At 70.6% G+C, this 15,268-nt stretch carries 13 protein-coding genes; 6 read left to right on the forward strand and 7 right to left on the reverse strand.

Annotated elements, in window-relative coordinates; translation table 11 throughout:
• Window positions 1-522: 522 nt before the first annotated feature.
• Window positions 523-1,680: a CoA transferase gene (locus tag ACIBH4_RS01355; protein ID WP_362766107.1), complete on the forward strand. Its 1,158-nt coding sequence runs from the start codon at window positions 523-525 to the stop codon at window positions 1,678-1,680.
• Window positions 1,681-1,729: 49 nt separating this feature from the next.
• The gene (locus ACIBH4_RS01360) at window positions 1,730-3,226 is read left to right on the forward strand and encodes a carboxyl transferase domain-containing protein (protein WP_362766104.1); all 1,497 of its coding nucleotides are present in this window, start codon (window positions 1,730-1,732) and stop codon (window positions 3,224-3,226) included.
• 93 nt (window positions 3,227-3,319) lie between these two features.
• Here the strand turns inward: ACIBH4_RS01360 and ACIBH4_RS01365 are convergent, their stop codons facing one another.
• From ACIBH4_RS01365 to ACIBH4_RS01390, 6 genes are all read right to left on the reverse strand, one after another.
• Complete coding sequence (locus ACIBH4_RS01365; RefSeq protein WP_362508457.1) at window positions 3,320-3,751, reverse strand: hypothetical protein; 432 nt, start codon at window positions 3,749-3,751, stop codon at window positions 3,320-3,322.
• Entirely contained in the window at window positions 3,748-4,209 is a 462-nt protein-coding gene (locus ACIBH4_RS01370) for a hypothetical protein (RefSeq protein WP_362508454.1), read from the reverse strand. The genes ACIBH4_RS01365 and ACIBH4_RS01370 overlap by 4 nt, the downstream gene beginning before the upstream one ends.
• A 10-nt stretch (window positions 4,210-4,219) precedes the next feature.
• Entirely contained in the window at window positions 4,220-5,014 is a 795-nt protein-coding gene (locus tag ACIBH4_RS01375) for a carbon-nitrogen hydrolase family protein (protein WP_362508452.1), read from the reverse strand.
• Window positions 5,011-6,000 carry a DUF418 domain-containing protein gene (locus tag ACIBH4_RS01380; protein WP_362508449.1) on the reverse strand — a complete coding sequence of 330 codons (990 nt, stop codon included), beginning with the start codon at window positions 5,998-6,000 and terminating at the stop codon, window positions 5,011-5,013. Before ACIBH4_RS01380 ends, ACIBH4_RS01375 begins: the two co-directional genes overlap by 4 nt.
• 88 nt (window positions 6,001-6,088) lie before the next feature.
• On the reverse strand, window positions 6,089-7,420 hold the full coding sequence (locus ACIBH4_RS01385) for an extracellular solute-binding protein (RefSeq protein ID WP_362508446.1): 1,332 nt from the start codon (window positions 7,418-7,420) through the stop codon (window positions 6,089-6,091).
• A gap of 167 nt (window positions 7,421-7,587) precedes the next feature.
• The gene (locus ACIBH4_RS01390) at window positions 7,588-9,603 is read right to left on the reverse strand and encodes a VWA domain-containing protein (protein ID WP_362508443.1); all 2,016 of its coding nucleotides are present in this window, start codon (window positions 9,601-9,603) and stop codon (window positions 7,588-7,590) included.
• 219 nt (window positions 9,604-9,822) lie between these two features.
• Here ACIBH4_RS01390 and ACIBH4_RS01395 point away from each other — a divergent pair, with 219 nt between their 5' ends.
• The 3 genes from ACIBH4_RS01395 (at window position 9,823) to ACIBH4_RS01405 (ending at window position 12,825) form a co-directional block, all read left to right on the forward strand.
• Window positions 9,823-11,019 carry a pyridoxal phosphate-dependent aminotransferase gene (locus ACIBH4_RS01395; protein ID WP_362508440.1) on the forward strand — a complete coding sequence of 399 codons (1,197 nt, stop codon included), beginning with the start codon at window positions 9,823-9,825 and terminating at the stop codon, window positions 11,017-11,019.
• Window positions 11,020-11,180: 161 nt separating this feature from the next.
• Complete coding sequence (locus ACIBH4_RS01400) at window positions 11,181-12,098, forward strand: tetrahydrofolate dehydrogenase/cyclohydrolase catalytic domain-containing protein (protein ID WP_362508437.1); 918 nt, start codon at window positions 11,181-11,183, stop codon at window positions 12,096-12,098.
• Window positions 12,099-12,324: 226 nt separating this feature from the next.
• Window positions 12,325-12,825 carry an RICIN domain-containing protein gene (locus ACIBH4_RS01405; protein ID WP_362508434.1) on the forward strand — a complete coding sequence of 167 codons (501 nt, stop codon included), beginning with the start codon at window positions 12,325-12,327 and terminating at the stop codon, window positions 12,823-12,825.
• Window positions 12,826-13,030: 205 nt separating this feature from the next.
• On the opposite strand, the gene ACIBH4_RS01410 is transcribed toward ACIBH4_RS01405, so the two are convergent.
• A complete protein-coding gene (locus ACIBH4_RS01410) occupies window positions 13,031-14,617 on the reverse strand; it encodes an MDR family MFS transporter (RefSeq protein ID WP_362508431.1) in 1,587 nt (528 codons plus the stop codon).
• A gap of 80 nt (window positions 14,618-14,697) precedes the next feature.
• On the opposite strand from ACIBH4_RS01410, the gene ACIBH4_RS01415 reads away from it, so the two are divergent.
• On the forward strand, window positions 14,698-15,258 hold the full coding sequence (locus ACIBH4_RS01415) for a TetR family transcriptional regulator (protein ID WP_362508428.1): 561 nt from the start codon (window positions 14,698-14,700) through the stop codon (window positions 15,256-15,258).
• Window positions 15,259-15,268: the final 10 nt, after the last annotated feature.

Consider the following 15,268-nt stretch of genomic DNA (forward strand, 5'->3'; position numbering starts at 1 on the left):
CGCAGGCGCGGGGCCGACACTTGCTGACCTGCGGTTCTAAGCGGGGAAGGGGGCGAAAATCTTTAGTTGGTCAGCGGGTTGATGCTTCATCGTCGAGAGGCTCGCCCTCTGAAGTGATCTGGGCGTTGACATTGTAACGAAGCCGAACGAGGTGACAGGTATCCGTAGAGCCCTCGCCTGTAAGTTAAATTTCCTATCATTTGGGAAAATTAAGCACAAAAGACTCTCGGATCTTTAGCCGGCCTGCCTGCTGTGCTCGGTTTGCGGGGTTGACTGGAGTGTCCGGCATTGTTTCTGTGTGAGCCGATATGTGGGTGCTCCTGGGCTCTCGGCAGGAGTCATACGGGAGATCGTGACTGACACGCTCTCGTGATCTTCCCCTCCGGTCCCGTCCGGTGACGGTATGGGAGATCATGGGTGTCCCTCCGTCCGGATATCGTGCCAAGTGGTCTCATGACAAACGGGTCGGAAGCGGGGGAGCCCTCGTCGGCCGGGCCGGCCGCCACGCACCGGAGGTTGATCTTGCAGGGAGCACTCGGCGACATCGTCGTCCTCGATCTCTCTCGCGCGCTCGCGGGTCCGCACGCCGCGCAGATGCTCGGTGACCTGGGTGCCCGGGTGATCAAGGTGGAGCATCCCGTGGGGGGTGACGAGTCGCGGGGGTGGGGGCCGCCGTTCGTAGGCCCTGATCACGATATTTCCACGTATTTTCTGGCGGCCAACCGCAACAAACAGTCGATCGCCGTCGACCTCAAGTCCGCCGAGGGGAAATCGCTGATCGAGCGGCTGGTGCGCCAGAGCGACGTGCTGGTGGAGAACTTCCGCACCGGGGTTCTGGACCGGCTGGGTTTCTCCGTCGAGCGGCTGCACGAGCTCAACCCCCGTCTCGTCATCCTGTCGATCACCGGGTTCGGCCATGACGGGCCGGAGGGCGGCAGGCCCGGCTATGACCAGATCGCGCAGGGGGAGGCGGGGCTGATGAGCCTGACCGGGCCGTCGCCCCAGGAGCCGTACCGGGTGGGCGCCTCGATCGCGGATCTGCTCGGGGGCATCCACGGTGCGTACGGGGTGGTCGCCGCGCTGTACGAGCGGGAGCGGGCCGGGCGGGGCAAGGTCGTGCGGACCTCGCTGCTGGCCGCGGTGACCGGGGTGCACTCCTACCACGGCACGGCGTGGACGGTCGGCGGGCAGGTGCCCGGGGCGGGCGGTAACCACCACGCCTCCATCGCCCCGTACGGCGCCTTCCGCTGTGCCGACGGCATGATCCAGATCGCGGCGGCGAACGACGTGCAGTGGCGCAAGGTCGCCGCCTTGCTGGACATAGACCCATATGTCGCGAAATATGCGATTAATAGGGAAAGATTTGCGCATCGGGATGAGCTGATCGCCGACATGGAGCAGGCGCTCACCAAGCATGACAGGGGGCACTGGCTGGCCGCGCTCGCCGAGGCCGGGGTGCCCGCGGGGGCCATCAGGTCCATCGACGAGGTCTACGCCTGGGACCAGACCCGCTCCCAGGGACTGGTCATCGAGGTGGACCACCCCGTGCTCGGCACCATCGAGCTGCCGGGACCGCCGCTGCGCTTCGACGGCGAGGCTCCCGCGCGCCACACCGCCCCACCGGCCCTCGGCGAGCACGGCGACGAGGTCCTCGCCTGGCTGGAGGAGCGCGAGCGATGACAGGCACCCTCCCGGCCCACGCCCGCGTGCCGTCTCCCGGAGCGTGGTCATGACCCCGGCACGGCCCGACGCGCGGACGCTGATCGACACCTTCCTCGACCCGGGGACGTGGCGGTCATGGGACGAGCCGCCCGCCGATCCCGCCGCGCCCGGTTCCGGGTACGCCGAGGAACTCGCCGCGGCCCGGGCCAAGACGGGGTACGACGAGTCGGTGATCTCCGGTGAGGGCCTGCTCGAGGGGCGGCGGGTGGCGATCGTCGCGTGTGAGTTCTCCTTCATGGCCGGTTCGATCGGGGTGGCCGCCGCCGAGCGGCTCACCGCCGCGGTCGAGCGCGCCACCGCGGAGGGGCTCCCGCTGCTGGCCGCCCCGGCCTCGGGCGGGACCCGCATGCAGGAGGGCGCGGTGGCCTTCGTCCAGATGGTGAAGATCACCGCTGCCGTGGCCGCGCACCGCGCGGCGGGGTTGCCGTACGTCGTCTACCTGCGCCATCCCACCACCGGCGGCGTCTTCGCCTCCTGGGGGTCGCTCGGGCACGTCACCGCCGCCGAGCCGGGCGCGCTGATCGGCTTTCTGGGGCCGAGGGTGTTCGAGTCGCTGCACGGCTATCCGTTCCCCGAGGGCGTCCAGGTCTCGGAGAACCTCTTCGCCCACGGCCTGGTCGACGCCGTGGTGTCGGCACAGGACGCCCGGGGGATCGCCGTACGGGCGCTCGCCGTGCTGTGCGCTCCTCGCGGGGGCCTGGATCCGGGGGAGGAACCCGACGGGCGGATTCCCGCGATCCAGGCGTGGGACGCGATCAGCCGTTCCCGCCGTGACGACCGCCCCGGGGTGCGGGCGCTGCTCAAGCTCGGTGCCTCCGACGTCACCCCGCTGCACGGTACCGGTGCGGGCGAGAACGATCCCGGGCTGATCCTCGCCCTGGCGAGGTTCGGCGAGGCTCCCGCGGTCGTGCTCGGCCAGGACCGCCGGCACCAGCGGATCGACGCCCCGCTCGGTCCGGCCGGGCTGCGGGTCGCGAGGCGGGGCATGCATCTCGCCTCCGAGCTGGGTCTGCCGCTGGTCACCGTGATCGACACCGCCGGTGCCGCGCTGTCGAAGGCGGCCGAGGAGGGCGGCCTCGCCGCGGAGATCGCCCGTTCCTTGGCCGATCTGGTGATGCTCGACGCCCCGACCGTCTGCCTGCTGCTGGGGGAGGGGGCGGGCGGTGCCGCCCTGGCGCTGCTGCCCGCCGACCGGGTGCTCTGCGCCCAGCACGGCTGGTTGTCGCCGCTGTCTCCCGAGGGGGCCTCGGCGCTTCTTTACCGGAGCGTCGACTTCGCGCCGGAGATCGCCGCGGCGCAGGGTGTGAGATCCACCGACCTGCGCGGGAACGGGCTCGTCGACCGGATCATCCCGGAGTTTCCCGACGCCGCCTACGAGCCGGAGGCGTTCTGCGTCCGGGTCGCGCGCACCCTGGAGCACGAGATCGCGGGGCTGCTGAGCCAGGCCCCCGCCGACCGCCTCGCCGCCAGGCTGGCCCGTTACCGGCGGCTCGGCACCGGCTGAGAAAGGCACCGGCCGAGCGGGACACCCGCCGAAGCGGGCCTCGGTTGAGAGGGATGCCTCCAAGGAGGCGTCGGTCGAGAGGAGGGCGGCGGGCTACGGCTCGGCACTCTCCGCGGCGAGGGGGACGGCCAGGCGCTCGATCCTGATGGAGAAGACCTCGTCGCGGGGGACGACGACCTCGTACGCCCCGTGGTCGACCATCCAGTAACCCAGCGCCTCGGCCTTCATCCCGCTGTGCCCGGTGTAGGCGATGTGCAGGCTCTCCTCGCCGTTGTCCTCGGAGACGTCGAGGACCAGGCACGGCTCCCCGCCGAACGCGCCGACCGTGCGGACCAGCACCAGCCAGTCGAGGTCCTCGCGGGCGACGACGAGCCGCCAGTAGCCGGAGGCCGCCTCGAAGCCCTTCTGGGCCTCCTCGTTGAACAGCACCACCTCGGAGGCGCCGGGACCGAGGGCCGCGGCGTACGTACGGCCCAGGTAGCGGGCGGCGAAGCCCGAGGCCACCGGCTCGATCTCGGCGCTCATGAGGCGGGCCGCCAGCTCAGGCCGTCGTAGAGGCCGAAGAGGCGCTCCTCACCGGGGACCACGTGGATGATCTCGGCTCCCGAGGGGATCGGCATGGGTGTGGTGTGGAACTGCGGCACGACGTGCTCCCGCGAGGTGGTGAAGCCGTTTCCCGCGAAGGGCGGTGAATCGTTCCAGTCACCGCCCATGTGCGGTCCGTACGGCACGATGTAGGCGTCCATGTCGCGGGCGAACCAGCGCATCAGGTAGATCTCCGGGACCGTCGCGGTCAGCTCCGAGCCCTCGAACCCCAGGTCGAGGCCGACGAAGAGCTGCGCGGGGGTGGTCAGCCGCGCGCAGTCCTGAACCCGGTACACATATCCGGAGATCACGGTGCGTCTGCCGGCCAGATAGGGCACGAGCAGTCGAGGCGGTATGACCTTCTGCATCTGCGTTCTACGCCCAGGTGGCTCACTCACGATCGGCATTTTACGATCTGCCGAGAGGGAGTCGCCGGTGTTCCAGGCACGGTACGGCATTCCGGGTGGCAATCGTGATCTGCGAGTCGATTTCACACGTCTGCACGGCCGGCGTGGGTCCCATATCGGTGCGTATCACTCCCATTGGATCGACCAGCAGGCTCCGCCCGATCCCGAATCCGTCGCGGGCCTCAGGGTTCGGCGCCTGGCCCACGGCGGCGACCCAGGTGGTGTTCTCGATCGCGCGGGCCCTGACGAGGGTGGTCCAGTGTTCTTCCTTCATCGGCCCCGACCCCCACGCGGCGATCACCGCGAACACCTCGGCTCCCAGGTCGACGAGGGCCCGGGTGAGCTCGGGGAAGCGGATGTCGTAGCAGGTGACCAGGCCCACCCGGAGCCCGGCCAGCTCGACCACGACCGGCGTGTCGCCCGGCGCGACCAGCTCGGACTCGCGGGCGCCGAAGGAGTCGAACAGGTGGATCTTCCGATAGGCCGCCTCGATCGAGCCGGAGGGGCCGATGGCGACCGCGGTGTTGTACACCCGGCCCTCGACGGGCTCGAACACTCCCGCGATCACGGAAAGTCCGTGCTCCCGCGCCGCCGCGGCCAGTCCGGTGACGAACGGCCCGTCCAGCGGCTGGGCGAGGTCGGTGACGCGCCTGCCGTACCGGGTGAGGGTGGCCTCCGGGAAGATCGCCAGCTCGGCGCCGCCCGCGGCGGCCTCGGCGAGGGCGTCGAGGGCGCGGCTCAGATTGGCGGAGGGATCTTCGGCCACCGGGATCTGGCAGAGGGCTATGCGCGTCACGGGTGTGACCCTATCCGTCTGTTCGGCACTCGTTCCATCCATGTGAGGCTTCGCCACGCCCATTCCAGCGGACCGTACCTGAACCTGCCCAGCCACACGCGGCTAAACAGCACCTGAAGCACCAGAACGGCGGCGGAGAGCGCCACACCGGCGAGCCGGGTGGTGTCCGCGACGAGCAGCGGCACGAAGAGCAGGATGATCGGGGTGCTCATGAGGTAGTTCGTGAGCGCCATCCGGCCGAGCGGGGCCAGAAGCGCCAGCAGGAGGTCACGCAGCCGGGTCCGCAGCAGGAGCAGCAGCCCGGTGCAGTAGGCCGTGGCGGCGGCGAGCCCGGCGGCCGGGTAGACGGACGCGTGGAACAGGGCGGGATCCTTGGCGATGACCACCCAGAGCCAGGTGAGCGTCACGCCCAGCACCGTGCTCGCGACGAACGCGGGGAACAGCAGCCATTCGGGCGGCGGGTGCTCCATCAGGGCCATGCCCAGCACGAACAGGCCGGGGACGAGGATGATCCCGCCGCCCTGGTACACCGCCCACGCGGTGAGGGCGACGCCCAGCACCACCACGGCGGGCTGCGGGAAGAACGAGGCGGGCAGCAGGACCACCGCCCCGAAGATCGCGTACGGCAGGAGCACCTCGCCGTGGTTGAAGACCTGGTGGATCGCGCCGAGTGCCGCGAGCACCGCCAGCCTGCGCAGCAGCACGGCCCAGGGGTGTGCGGTCCGTCGGGCCGCCGACCTCAGGAAGAGGACGAAGCTCAGCCCGAACAGGAAGGAGAAGATCGGATAGAACCTGCTCTGCAGCAGGTTGTCGATCGCCCAGTCGACCGCGTTGCGATCGGACTCCCTCAGGTGCTCACGCGTGTGCTGCCAGGTGTTGACCACCATGATCCCGCACACCGCGAAGCCGCGAAGCGCGTCGAGCTCGTGGAGCCGGGTCGGTCCGCTCGGTCCTGTCGGTTCCGCCGGTCCGGTCGGTCGGGTCATTCGGGTCACAGCAAATAGACGTACCACCCCATAATCGCCTACGCATAGACGACCCCATTCATAAGCCCTCCGAGGTTTCCGGTCCGGCTCAGCCGCCGGCCAGTGCCTTTCTCAGCTTGAGAGCGAGACCGGTCGTGAACGTCTTCGCGTCCTCGCACCCCTTGCGCCCGAGCGACCAGCAATCGAGCAGCTCGTGGACCTCGGTGCGGAAGACCCGGCTGAACTCGCTGTAGTACGGGGAGGGCGGGCGGAGCCTGGCCTGGGTCAGCGCGCGCAGCAGCGTGTCGGGCCGCACGCTCTCGGACTCCGGTTCCGCGCTTGAGGAACCGGAGGAGGGAGAGCGAGGGCTGGGCGGGGCCGCCGGGACCGGGCCGTCGCAACCGGCCCCCGCCTCCGTGTAGAGGGCCGAGACCCTGGCCGGGGCGAACCCGCCGCACCGGTAGAGCAGTCCGGCCGCCTCCTCGCCGGTCAACGCCGCCACCAGTCGCTGCGCGAGGTCGCGCCGGGGCGTGTGCCTGGAGACGGCGAGGTACTGGCCGCCGAGCACCCCCTGCCAGGGCAGCGGCGCCGCGCGGAAGGCGATTCCGCCCGACTTCCGTTCCCCGGAGAGCACCTCGTGGGCGTAGGGCCAGTGCCTCAGGAACAGCGCGTGCCTCTTACGGAAGGCGGTCAGCGACTCCGCCTCCGTGCTGCCGAGGGTCTCCCCGGAGATCACGCCGGCCTTCACCGTCTCGATGAGCCGTCCGACGGCCTCCACGCCCTCCTTCCGGGCGATCGCCACCTGGCCGTCCGCGTCGACCACCTCCCCGCCGTTGGCCCAGATCGCCTCCAGGGCGTTGACCGTGAGCCCCTCGTAGGAGGCGAACTGCCCGGAGAGGCCGAGGGCGGTGGGGTCCGGCCCGGCGCGGCGCGCCTTCGCGAGATCGGTCATGTCCCGCCAGCTCGCCGGTAACCGCAGGTCGTCACGGTAGTAGAGCAGTCCCACGTCGGTGTTGAACGGCACCGCGTACTGGATGCCGTTCCAGGCGCCGGCGGACCAGATCTGGGAGAGGAAGTCGTTGGTCCCGCCGTGCGCGGTGGTGTCGATCGGGCGCAGGTAGCCCTCCTCGGCGAACTCGGGAATCCACTGGATGTCGAGGTTGTACACGTCGTAGTGCCCGGCCTTCGACTGGGCGGCCGAGATCATCGCGCTGCGCTGCTCGTCCGCGACCGAGGAGATCGCCACGAAGCACGCCCGGGGTCTGCCCTTGACGCCGTTCCAGACGGCTTCGAGCGCACGCTCGCGGGCGCCTCCCGAGACGTCGGCGCCACTGGCGATGCGCAGGACGCAGTCCTGCCTGGGCGGTCCCGGGGGAGGGGTGGGCGCGGTGCTCGCCGCCAGGGAGGGAAGGCAGACGAGCAGCAGGAGGAGAAGGATCACTCCGCGGCCGGTCGGCTCCGCCGCGGCCGGTGTTCCCTGCCCGGCCCTCCCACCTGAGGAAGCCGATGTGGCCCGCCCGCCCGTTCCACCTGGCGAAGCCGGTGTGCTCTGTCCGCCTGTCCCACCTGACGAGAACGGCGACGACGGCGGAGGCGGCGTGGGACGGCTCATCCGGTGGCCGCCCGGAGTTCGGTGAACGCGTCGTCCAGCTTCTGGTCGGGGTCGGTGCTCGCGTCGTAGCAGGACATCAGGCCCTCGTCCCCGAGCACGGGCAGCGGGGAGGTGTCGCAGCCGTGCAGGTCGAAGGAGAGCATCATCAGCCGCACACCGTCGTGGCCCCTGATGTCCTCGCCGGTCAGCCCCTTCGGGTTCCCTCCGTCGGTGAGCACGAGCACGACCTTCCGCTCTCCCGGGTCGCCCGTCCTCTCCAACCGGTCGAGCGCCTTTTCGATGATCGGACGCATCGGGGGGTCGGGGCGCGAACCGTCTCGGTAGGCGTTCTGGACCGCGGTGAGCCTGCCGGTGAGGGCGTTTCCCTCGTCGCCGACGGGTGCGGGGGGAACGGCGTGGCCGTCGTCGGGGAAGAACGTCATGATTCCCGTGGTCCGCTCACCGCGCTTGGACGTGACGGCGACCTGGGCCACCTGGATCGCCGCCTCCAGCCGTGACCTGCCGTCGTTCACCTTGTTGCGCGCCATCGAGCCGGAGACGTCCACCACGACGAGGACGTGGTCCGCGAGGGGGGTCGTCAGCTTGTACAGCAGCCTGGAGATGTCGGGCTTCCAGTTGGCCGCCACCGGTGCGTCGCTCCTCAGCCGGTGTGCCTTCACCGGCAGCCTCTGGACGTCCAGGCGGCCCTCGGCGTCACGGAATCCGTAGCGGGGGAGGGTCTCCCGCAGGAAGTCGCAGAACTCCTCGACCGTCTGCTCGACGGCCGGGGGCCGCCTCAGGTCGGGCCACCGCTTGGAGACGCAGGCGTACCGCATGGCGTGGCCGCCCTTCGGGTAGACGATGACCGGTCGCGGCGGTTTCTTCCCGGCGCTTCGCGGCACGGAGACGGAGCCCGGCGACGGTCGCCCGTCTCCCGCGCCGGAAAGGGCGCAGCCGCCCGGTACGGAGAGCGCGGGGGCGGTGCCCGACAGCGCGACGTCGAGCTCGTGGAACTGCTGCTCGGTCATGACCATCGCGGAGGTGTCGAGGGAGTTCGCGTACCGGCACATCACGTCGCGGACGGTGTCGCCCGGCCGTACCTTCCTCGACAGCCCTTCCGAGGGGCCGGGAGCGGCGGCCGTGGCCATCAGGCCGACGTTGGAGGCGAGCGGGTGGGTGCGCACGACCTGCTGCCGGGCGCCCGGCCTGCTCCGCAGCAGGTCGGCCCAGTCGCGGTCTCCGGGCTTCCTGTTCGCCTCGGTGAGCTCCTCCGCGAGCCTCTCCGGTGCGGCGATGACCAGCGGCGAGGTCGCGACGACCGTCCGCTCGCCGAACGTCGGCACGCCGTCCGTGTTCCTGTCCACGTAGTCGATCTCCTGGAGGGAGTCGGCGATCCACCCGTCGGGCCGGGCGCCGGGGGGTTTCCTCGCCGTCCGCCCGGCGGCCGGCCCGACGGCCGGTTGGACGGGGAACGTCCAGTCGCCCAGCCGGTCCCGCGCCTCGCCGGCGCGCAGCCCGCTGACGTTGATGTTGACCTGTCGGCAGCCCCACCAGTCGATCTTCCCGGCCATGAACTCCCCGGCCGCCCGCTGGATGACCGGGGAGGTCTCGGCGGACGCCAGGAGCGTGATCTCGTCGGGGACCCGGCAGGTGACCCACGGCTCCTCCTTGGGAACGACCGCGAGGGCGACGAGGACGGTGACCAGGACTCCGGTGGAGAGGAGCCACCAGACGTCCCGGCGCACCCACCGGGAGAACATCGCGAGAACGCCGTACGACCGCTCAGGAATGACGCGGCGCAACCAGGCGGTGCTTTTCAGCAGGTGACCGGGGAAGATGGTCAGTGTCGTCAGCGCGAGAATCCCGAGGACCAGGGCGACTTTCGAGGCCGTGGAAATGGAGAGGGCGAGAAGCACGAGAAGTGTCTGGATGAGGGCGTTGGAGAAACCCGTCACCATCTGCCAGGCGCGGTTCGCCGATCCGGCGGTGTCCGAAGAAGGCGGGGTCTTCGAAGACTTCTCGCTGTTCACCATCTGTCAGCTGTCTCCGCCAGCGGTTTTCCGATACTTCGCGTTCACCCTACGTCGGATCATCACCACGGAGAGAGGCTTTCTGTGATCTACGGGATAGAGCTAATCACCGGGGCGTTTACGGTCGACCGCATTTGAGGACAGGGGGAGATCGGGTGACGCTCTCTCGGTGGCGGCGGAGGCCATGAGGTGGTGGGGAGGCACGGGACTACGCTGGAGCGCGTGAACGATCCTCTGGTGGCGCGGATGCGCGAGTTCGGTACGACCATCTTCGCCGAAATGTCGGCGCTCGCCCTGCGTACCGGTTCGATCAACCTCGGGCAGGGCTTTCCCGACACCGACGGGCCCGCCGCGATGCTGGAGCGGGCGGTGTCGGCGATCCGGGAGGGCCTCAACCAGTACCCGCCGGGCCCGGGGGTGCCCGAGCTGCGCCAGGCCGTCTCCGAGCACCGCAAGGACCACTACGGGCTCGACTACGACCCCGACGGCGAGATCCTCGTCACCGTCGGAGCCACCGAGGCCGTCGCCGCGACGATCCTCGCGCTGTGCGAGCCCGGCGACGAGGTGATCGCCTTCGAGCCGTACTACGACTCCTATGCCGCCGCCGTCGCCCTCGCCGGGGCCGTGCTCCGCCCGGTCACCCTGCGCCCGGTCGACGGCCGCTTCACCTTCGACCCCGCCGAGTTGCGCGCGGCGGCCGGGCCGCGCACCCGGGTCGTCCTGGTCAACTCCCCGCACAACCCCACCGGCACCGTCTTCACCCGCGCCGAGCTGGACGAGATCGCCCGGCTGTGCCTGGAGCGCGACCTGGTGGCGGTCGCCGACGAGGTCTACGAGCACCTCACCTTCGACGGGGTCGAGCACGTGCCGATCGCCACCCTGCCGGGCATGCGCGAGCGCACCGTGATGATCTCCTCGGCGGGCAAGACCTTCTCGGTCACCGGCTGGAAGACGGGCTGGATCTGCGCGCCGCCCGAGTTCGTCAGGGCCGCGCAGACCGTCAAGCAGTTCCTCACCTACACCGCCGCCGCGCCCTGGCAGTTCGCCGTCGCCCACGGTCTGCGTCATGAGTCGGCCTGGGTCTCCGCCCTGCGGGCGGACCTGGAGTCCAAGCGCGACCGCCTGATGGCGGGGCTGTCGGCGGCGGGATTCGAGGTCTACCGCCCCGCGGGCACCTACTTCGTGCAGACCGACATCCGTCCCCTGGGTTTCACCGACGGCCTCGCCCTCACCCGCGAGCTGCCGTCCCTGGCGGGCGTGGTCGCCATCCCGACCCAGGTCTTCTACAACCGCCCCGAGCGCGGGAGCCACTTCGTCCGCTTCGCCTTCTGCAAGCGGGACGAGGTCATCGACGAGGCGGTGGGCCGCCTGGCCGGGCTCGGTGCGGCGGGCGCGGCGCGAGGTGGTGGAGGGGGATGATTCGCCTGGCCGGGCCCGGTGGGGCGGGGGCGGTTCGACCTGGAGGGGGATGATCGGGCATCCTTGGGGATGACGCGACTGGCGGCAAAGGGATGGCATCAACCATCGGGGAGCTCGCCGTGGGAGTCGACCGCCTGGGCGCCCACGCCGGGAGGAAGCGCATGTCCCAGCCCGTATCGAACGGTTCCAGCTCCGAGAGCACGTCGTCGGCCCGGTTGCTTCCCGGCGGCCCGGTCGCGGAGCGGATCCTCGCCGACGTGGCCGCGCGGGTGGCCGCTCTGACCGGCAGGGGTGTCACCCCGAGCCTGGCGACGGTCCTGGTCGGTGACGACGACGCCAGCGCCGGATACATCCGCATCAAGCAGCGGCAGGCCGCCGAGCTCGGTTTCGCCTCGCCGCACGAGCACCTGCCCGCGAGCGCCACCCAGGCGGACCTGCACGCGGTCATCACCGCCTTCAACGACGACCCGGCGGTGCACGGGCTGCTCGTGCAGCACCCCGTGCCCAAGCACCTCGACTACGACCGGGCCCTGCAGGTCATGGATCCCGACAAGGACGTCGACGGCATGCACCCGCTCAACATCGGGCGGCTGGCGCTGGAGCTCCCCGGCCCGCTGCCGTGCACGCCCGCCGGGATCGAGGCGCTGCTCGCGCACTACGACATCCCGGTGGCGGGCCGGGAGGTGGTCATCCTCGGGCGCGGGGCCACGCTCGGCCGTCCCCTCTCGATCCTCCTCGCGCAGAAGCGCCCGACGGCGAACGCCGCTGTCACGGTCGTGCACACCGGGGTGAGCGACTGGCCCCGCTACACGCTCCGCGCCGACGTCCTGGTCGCCGCCGCGGGCGTGCCGGGGATCATCCGGCCCGAGCACGTCAAGCCCGGCGCCGTCGTCATCGGCGGCGGGGTGCGTTACGAGGGCAGGCGTCTGCTGCCCGACGTCGACGAGTCCTGCGCCGAGGTGGCCGGGGCGATCACCCCCAGGGTCGGCGGGGTCGGGCCCACCACGGTCGCGATGCTGTTCCGCAACGCGATCACGGCGGCCGAGCGCGCCGTGGGCTCCGCCTCCTCCGAAGGCTGAGGGCACCCGGTAGCCGTCCGGAAGACGCCTGTACCTCCCTGAAACGCCGGTCGCCGTGTCGTCCACCCGGGATCGATCCCCGTACGTGTACTTTCTGCTGCGGAGAGTGATCGACGGGCGTGTCCGCGGGGTGACGCGCACGGTGCGGAGCGGGTGGGGCGGCGGGTTCCTCCCGCTGCCGCGCCGCTCTCCACCGCCGTGATTCGCAGGAAGGAGAGCATCGACGATGCGACGGGGATTCAGGGTGCTGGTGTCGGCGGCGGCGGTCGCGCTCGGTTGCGCGGGATTCGTTCCGGGCGCGGCGGCCTCGGACTCGGAGTCCGCCGCCTGGGGGCCCATCCGCAGTCACCAGAACTGGCGCTGCCTGGACGCCGATCTCGGAACCATCGGCCCGAACGGGACCAAGGTGCAGCTGTGGGGCTGCAACGGCTGGGACAACCAGTCGTGGAGCTACGAGGTCTCCACTCACACGATCCACAGCAAGGAGAACGGGCGCTGCCTGGACGCCGACCTCGGGACCGTCAACGCGAACGGCACCAAGGTACAGCTGTGGGACTGCAACGGCTGGACCAACCAGAAATGGATCTACGACGCGACGAGCCACACGATCTACAGCATGCACAACGGGCGCTGCCTGGACGCGGACCTGGGGACCGTCAACGCGAACGGGACCAAGGTGCAGCTGTGGGACTGCAACGGCTGGGCCAACCAGAAATGGACGCTCTGACGGCCGCCCGAGGGCGGTGGCACATGCCATGTCCGTCGTTCGCCCGCGCTGAGGCCTGATCCCGGCCGGGGAAGGGGGGCGACTCCCCGTGGCGCCGCCACGAGGGGCCGCCCTCGCCCGGGGGAGGGTCGATGTGCGAGGCGAGGAGTGAGGGAGGCCCGGGGCCGGCCGGAGAGCGGGCCGGCCCCGGGCGGCACGGGGGTGGTTACGGCCTGCCCGCGCCGATCGGCGGGGCGGCCGGGTCGGCCGCCGCCGGGGCGGGGGTCCGCGCCGAGCGCAGCGGGATCTCCCTGACCATCAGGACGGCGAGTGAGGCGAGGACGGCGATCGGGACGCCGACCACGAAGACCGCGCTCATCGCCCGGGTGAAGGCCTCCAGGATGATCTCCAGGACGGGCGCGGGGAGGTTGTGGATGGCCTCGGGGGAGCCGAGGCTGGGGACCGCGCCACCGCTCAGCGGCAGGTGCGCCGCCTTCGCGAGGGAGACCAGCTCCGCGGTGAGCCGGTTGGACAGGATCGCGCCGAAGGCCGCGACGCCCACCGCGCCGCCGAGTGAGCGGAAGAACGCCACCCCGGAGGTCGCCGAGGCGAGGTTCGCGCGGGTCACCGCGTTCTGGGCGGCGAGGATCAGGATCTGCATGGAGGCGCCGAGCCCGATGCCGAGCACCGCGTTGTCGATGCCGACGATCACCAGCGAGCTGTCGACGTGCAGGCGCGAGAGCAGGAACAGCCCGAGCGCGACCAGCAGCATGCCCACCACGGGGAAGATCTTCCATCGGCCCGTCCTGGTGACGAACCGGCCGGTGAGGATCGAGGAGGTGAGCAGGCCGAGCACCAGGGGAAGGGTCATCAGGCCCGAGCCCGTGGGGCTCATGCCCTTGACGATCTGCAGGTACTGCGGCAGGAACATCAGCGCGCCGAACATCGCCGCGCCGACCAGCAGGGAGGCGACGGAGGTGAGCACGAAGGTGCGGTCGCGGAACAGGTGCGGGGGCAGGATCGGGTCGGCGGCCCTGCGCTCGGCGACGACGGCGAGACCGAACATCACCAGGCTGAGCGCGCCCAGGCCGTAGGTCCACGCGGAGTTCCAGCCGAACTCCTTGCCTCCGAGGGAGAGCAGCAGCATCAGCGCGGTGGTGCCGCCGGTGATGAGGGTCGCGCCCCACCAGTCGACCTTCGTGTCGCGGCGGACGAGCGGCAGCCTCAGCACCCTCTGGATGACGACGAAGGCGACCACGGCGAGCGGCACGCAGATCCAGAAGGTCCAGCGCCAGGACATGTTGTCCACGATGAACCCGCCGAGCAGCGGGCCGGCCACGGTCGAGACACCGAAGACCGCGCCGATGTAGCCGGAGTAGCGTCCGCGCTCGCGGGGCTCGACCACGTCGCCGAGGATGATCTGCGGCAGCGCGGCGAGGCCGCCGGCGCCGATGCCCTGCAGCGCCCTGGCGGCGATGAGCTGGGCCATGTCCTGGGAGAACCCGGCGGCGATGGAGGCCACCACGAAGACGACCAGCGAGACCTGGAACATGAGCTTGCGGCCGTAGAGGTCGGAGAGCTTGCCCCAGATCGGGGTGGAGGCGGTCATGGTGAGCAGGGTCGCGCTGGCGACCCAGGCGAGCTGGTCCTGGCCGCCGAGCGTGCCGACGATCGTCGGCAGCGCGGTGCCCACCACGGACGTCGAGATCATCGACGTCAGCATGGCGAGCATCAGTCCGGCCAGGATCTCCAGCACCTGCCTGTGGGTGAAGGACGGTGCGGCCTCGGCCTGGATCTGTTGTTCGGTCAGCATGAACCGCCCCCAATGTATGTACGGTACATGTGAAGTTAGTAGACGCTTGTTTACTCGTCAAATCTGGAAGGATCCCGTAAGTGGATGAGACACGGCATCGCGACAGGGAGGGCACCAGGCGGCGCATCCTCGACGCCGCCCGACTGCTGTTCGCCGAACTCGGGTACGACCAGGTGACGATGCGGATGATCGCCGCCGAGGCGGACGCCAACATCGCGCTGATCAACCGCTACTTCGGCAGCAAGCGGGACCTGTTCGCCGAGGTGCTCGCGATGCAGGGCCGTTTCCCCGGCGTCCTGGAGGGCCCCGAGGAGGAGCTGCCCCGCCGGCTGGCCGAGTACGTCGCCGAACGGCTCCGATCCGACCAGGGGAGCGTGGTACTGGCCGCGCTCATCCGGTCGTCCAGCGCCCCGGAGATCCACGAGATCATCGGCGACCGGGTCAGGACGGCGATCCTGGAACCCCTCTCGGCGCGGCTCCCCGGCCCCGACGCGGCCTTCCGGGCGATGATCGCCACCGCGCTCGTCACCGGCACCGGCACGATGCGCCAGCTCTACGGCCCCGACGCGGCCGGCTCCCCCGACCGCGAGACCGTGATCGCCCGCCTCACCGCCGTCTTCGAGGTCTGCCTCAGGGCATGAGGCGCCGGGC

Origin of the sequence: Streptosporangium sp. NPDC050284, from assembly GCF_044459525.1 — a bacterium.
Lineage (GTDB): Bacteria > Actinomycetota > Actinomycetes > Streptosporangiales > Streptosporangiaceae > Streptosporangium.

Bases quoted from the DNA above. Each gene is read 5' to 3' on its own strand.
- ACIBH4_RS01360 (WP_362766104.1), top strand. From the start codon at position 1,730: ATGACCCCGGCACGGCCCGACGCGCGGACGCTGATCGACACCTTCCTC.
- ACIBH4_RS01365 (WP_362508457.1), bottom strand. From the start codon at position 3,751: ATGAGCGCCGAGATCGAGCCGGTGGCCTCGGGCTTCGCCGCCCGCTAC.
- ACIBH4_RS01380 (WP_362508449.1), bottom strand. From the start codon at position 6,000: ATGACCCGACCGACCGGACCGGCGGAACCGACAGGACCGAGCGGACCG.
- ACIBH4_RS01390 (WP_362508443.1), bottom strand. From the start codon at position 9,603: ATGGTGAACAGCGAGAAGTCTTCGAAGACCCCGCCTTCTTCGGACACC.
- ACIBH4_RS01400 (WP_362508437.1), top strand. From the start codon at position 11,181: ATGTCCCAGCCCGTATCGAACGGTTCCAGCTCCGAGAGCACGTCGTCG.
- ACIBH4_RS01405 (WP_362508434.1), top strand. From the start codon at position 12,325: ATGCGACGGGGATTCAGGGTGCTGGTGTCGGCGGCGGCGGTCGCGCTC.
- ACIBH4_RS01410 (WP_362508431.1), bottom strand. From the start codon at position 14,617: ATGCTGACCGAACAACAGATCCAGGCCGAGGCCGCACCGTCCTTCACC.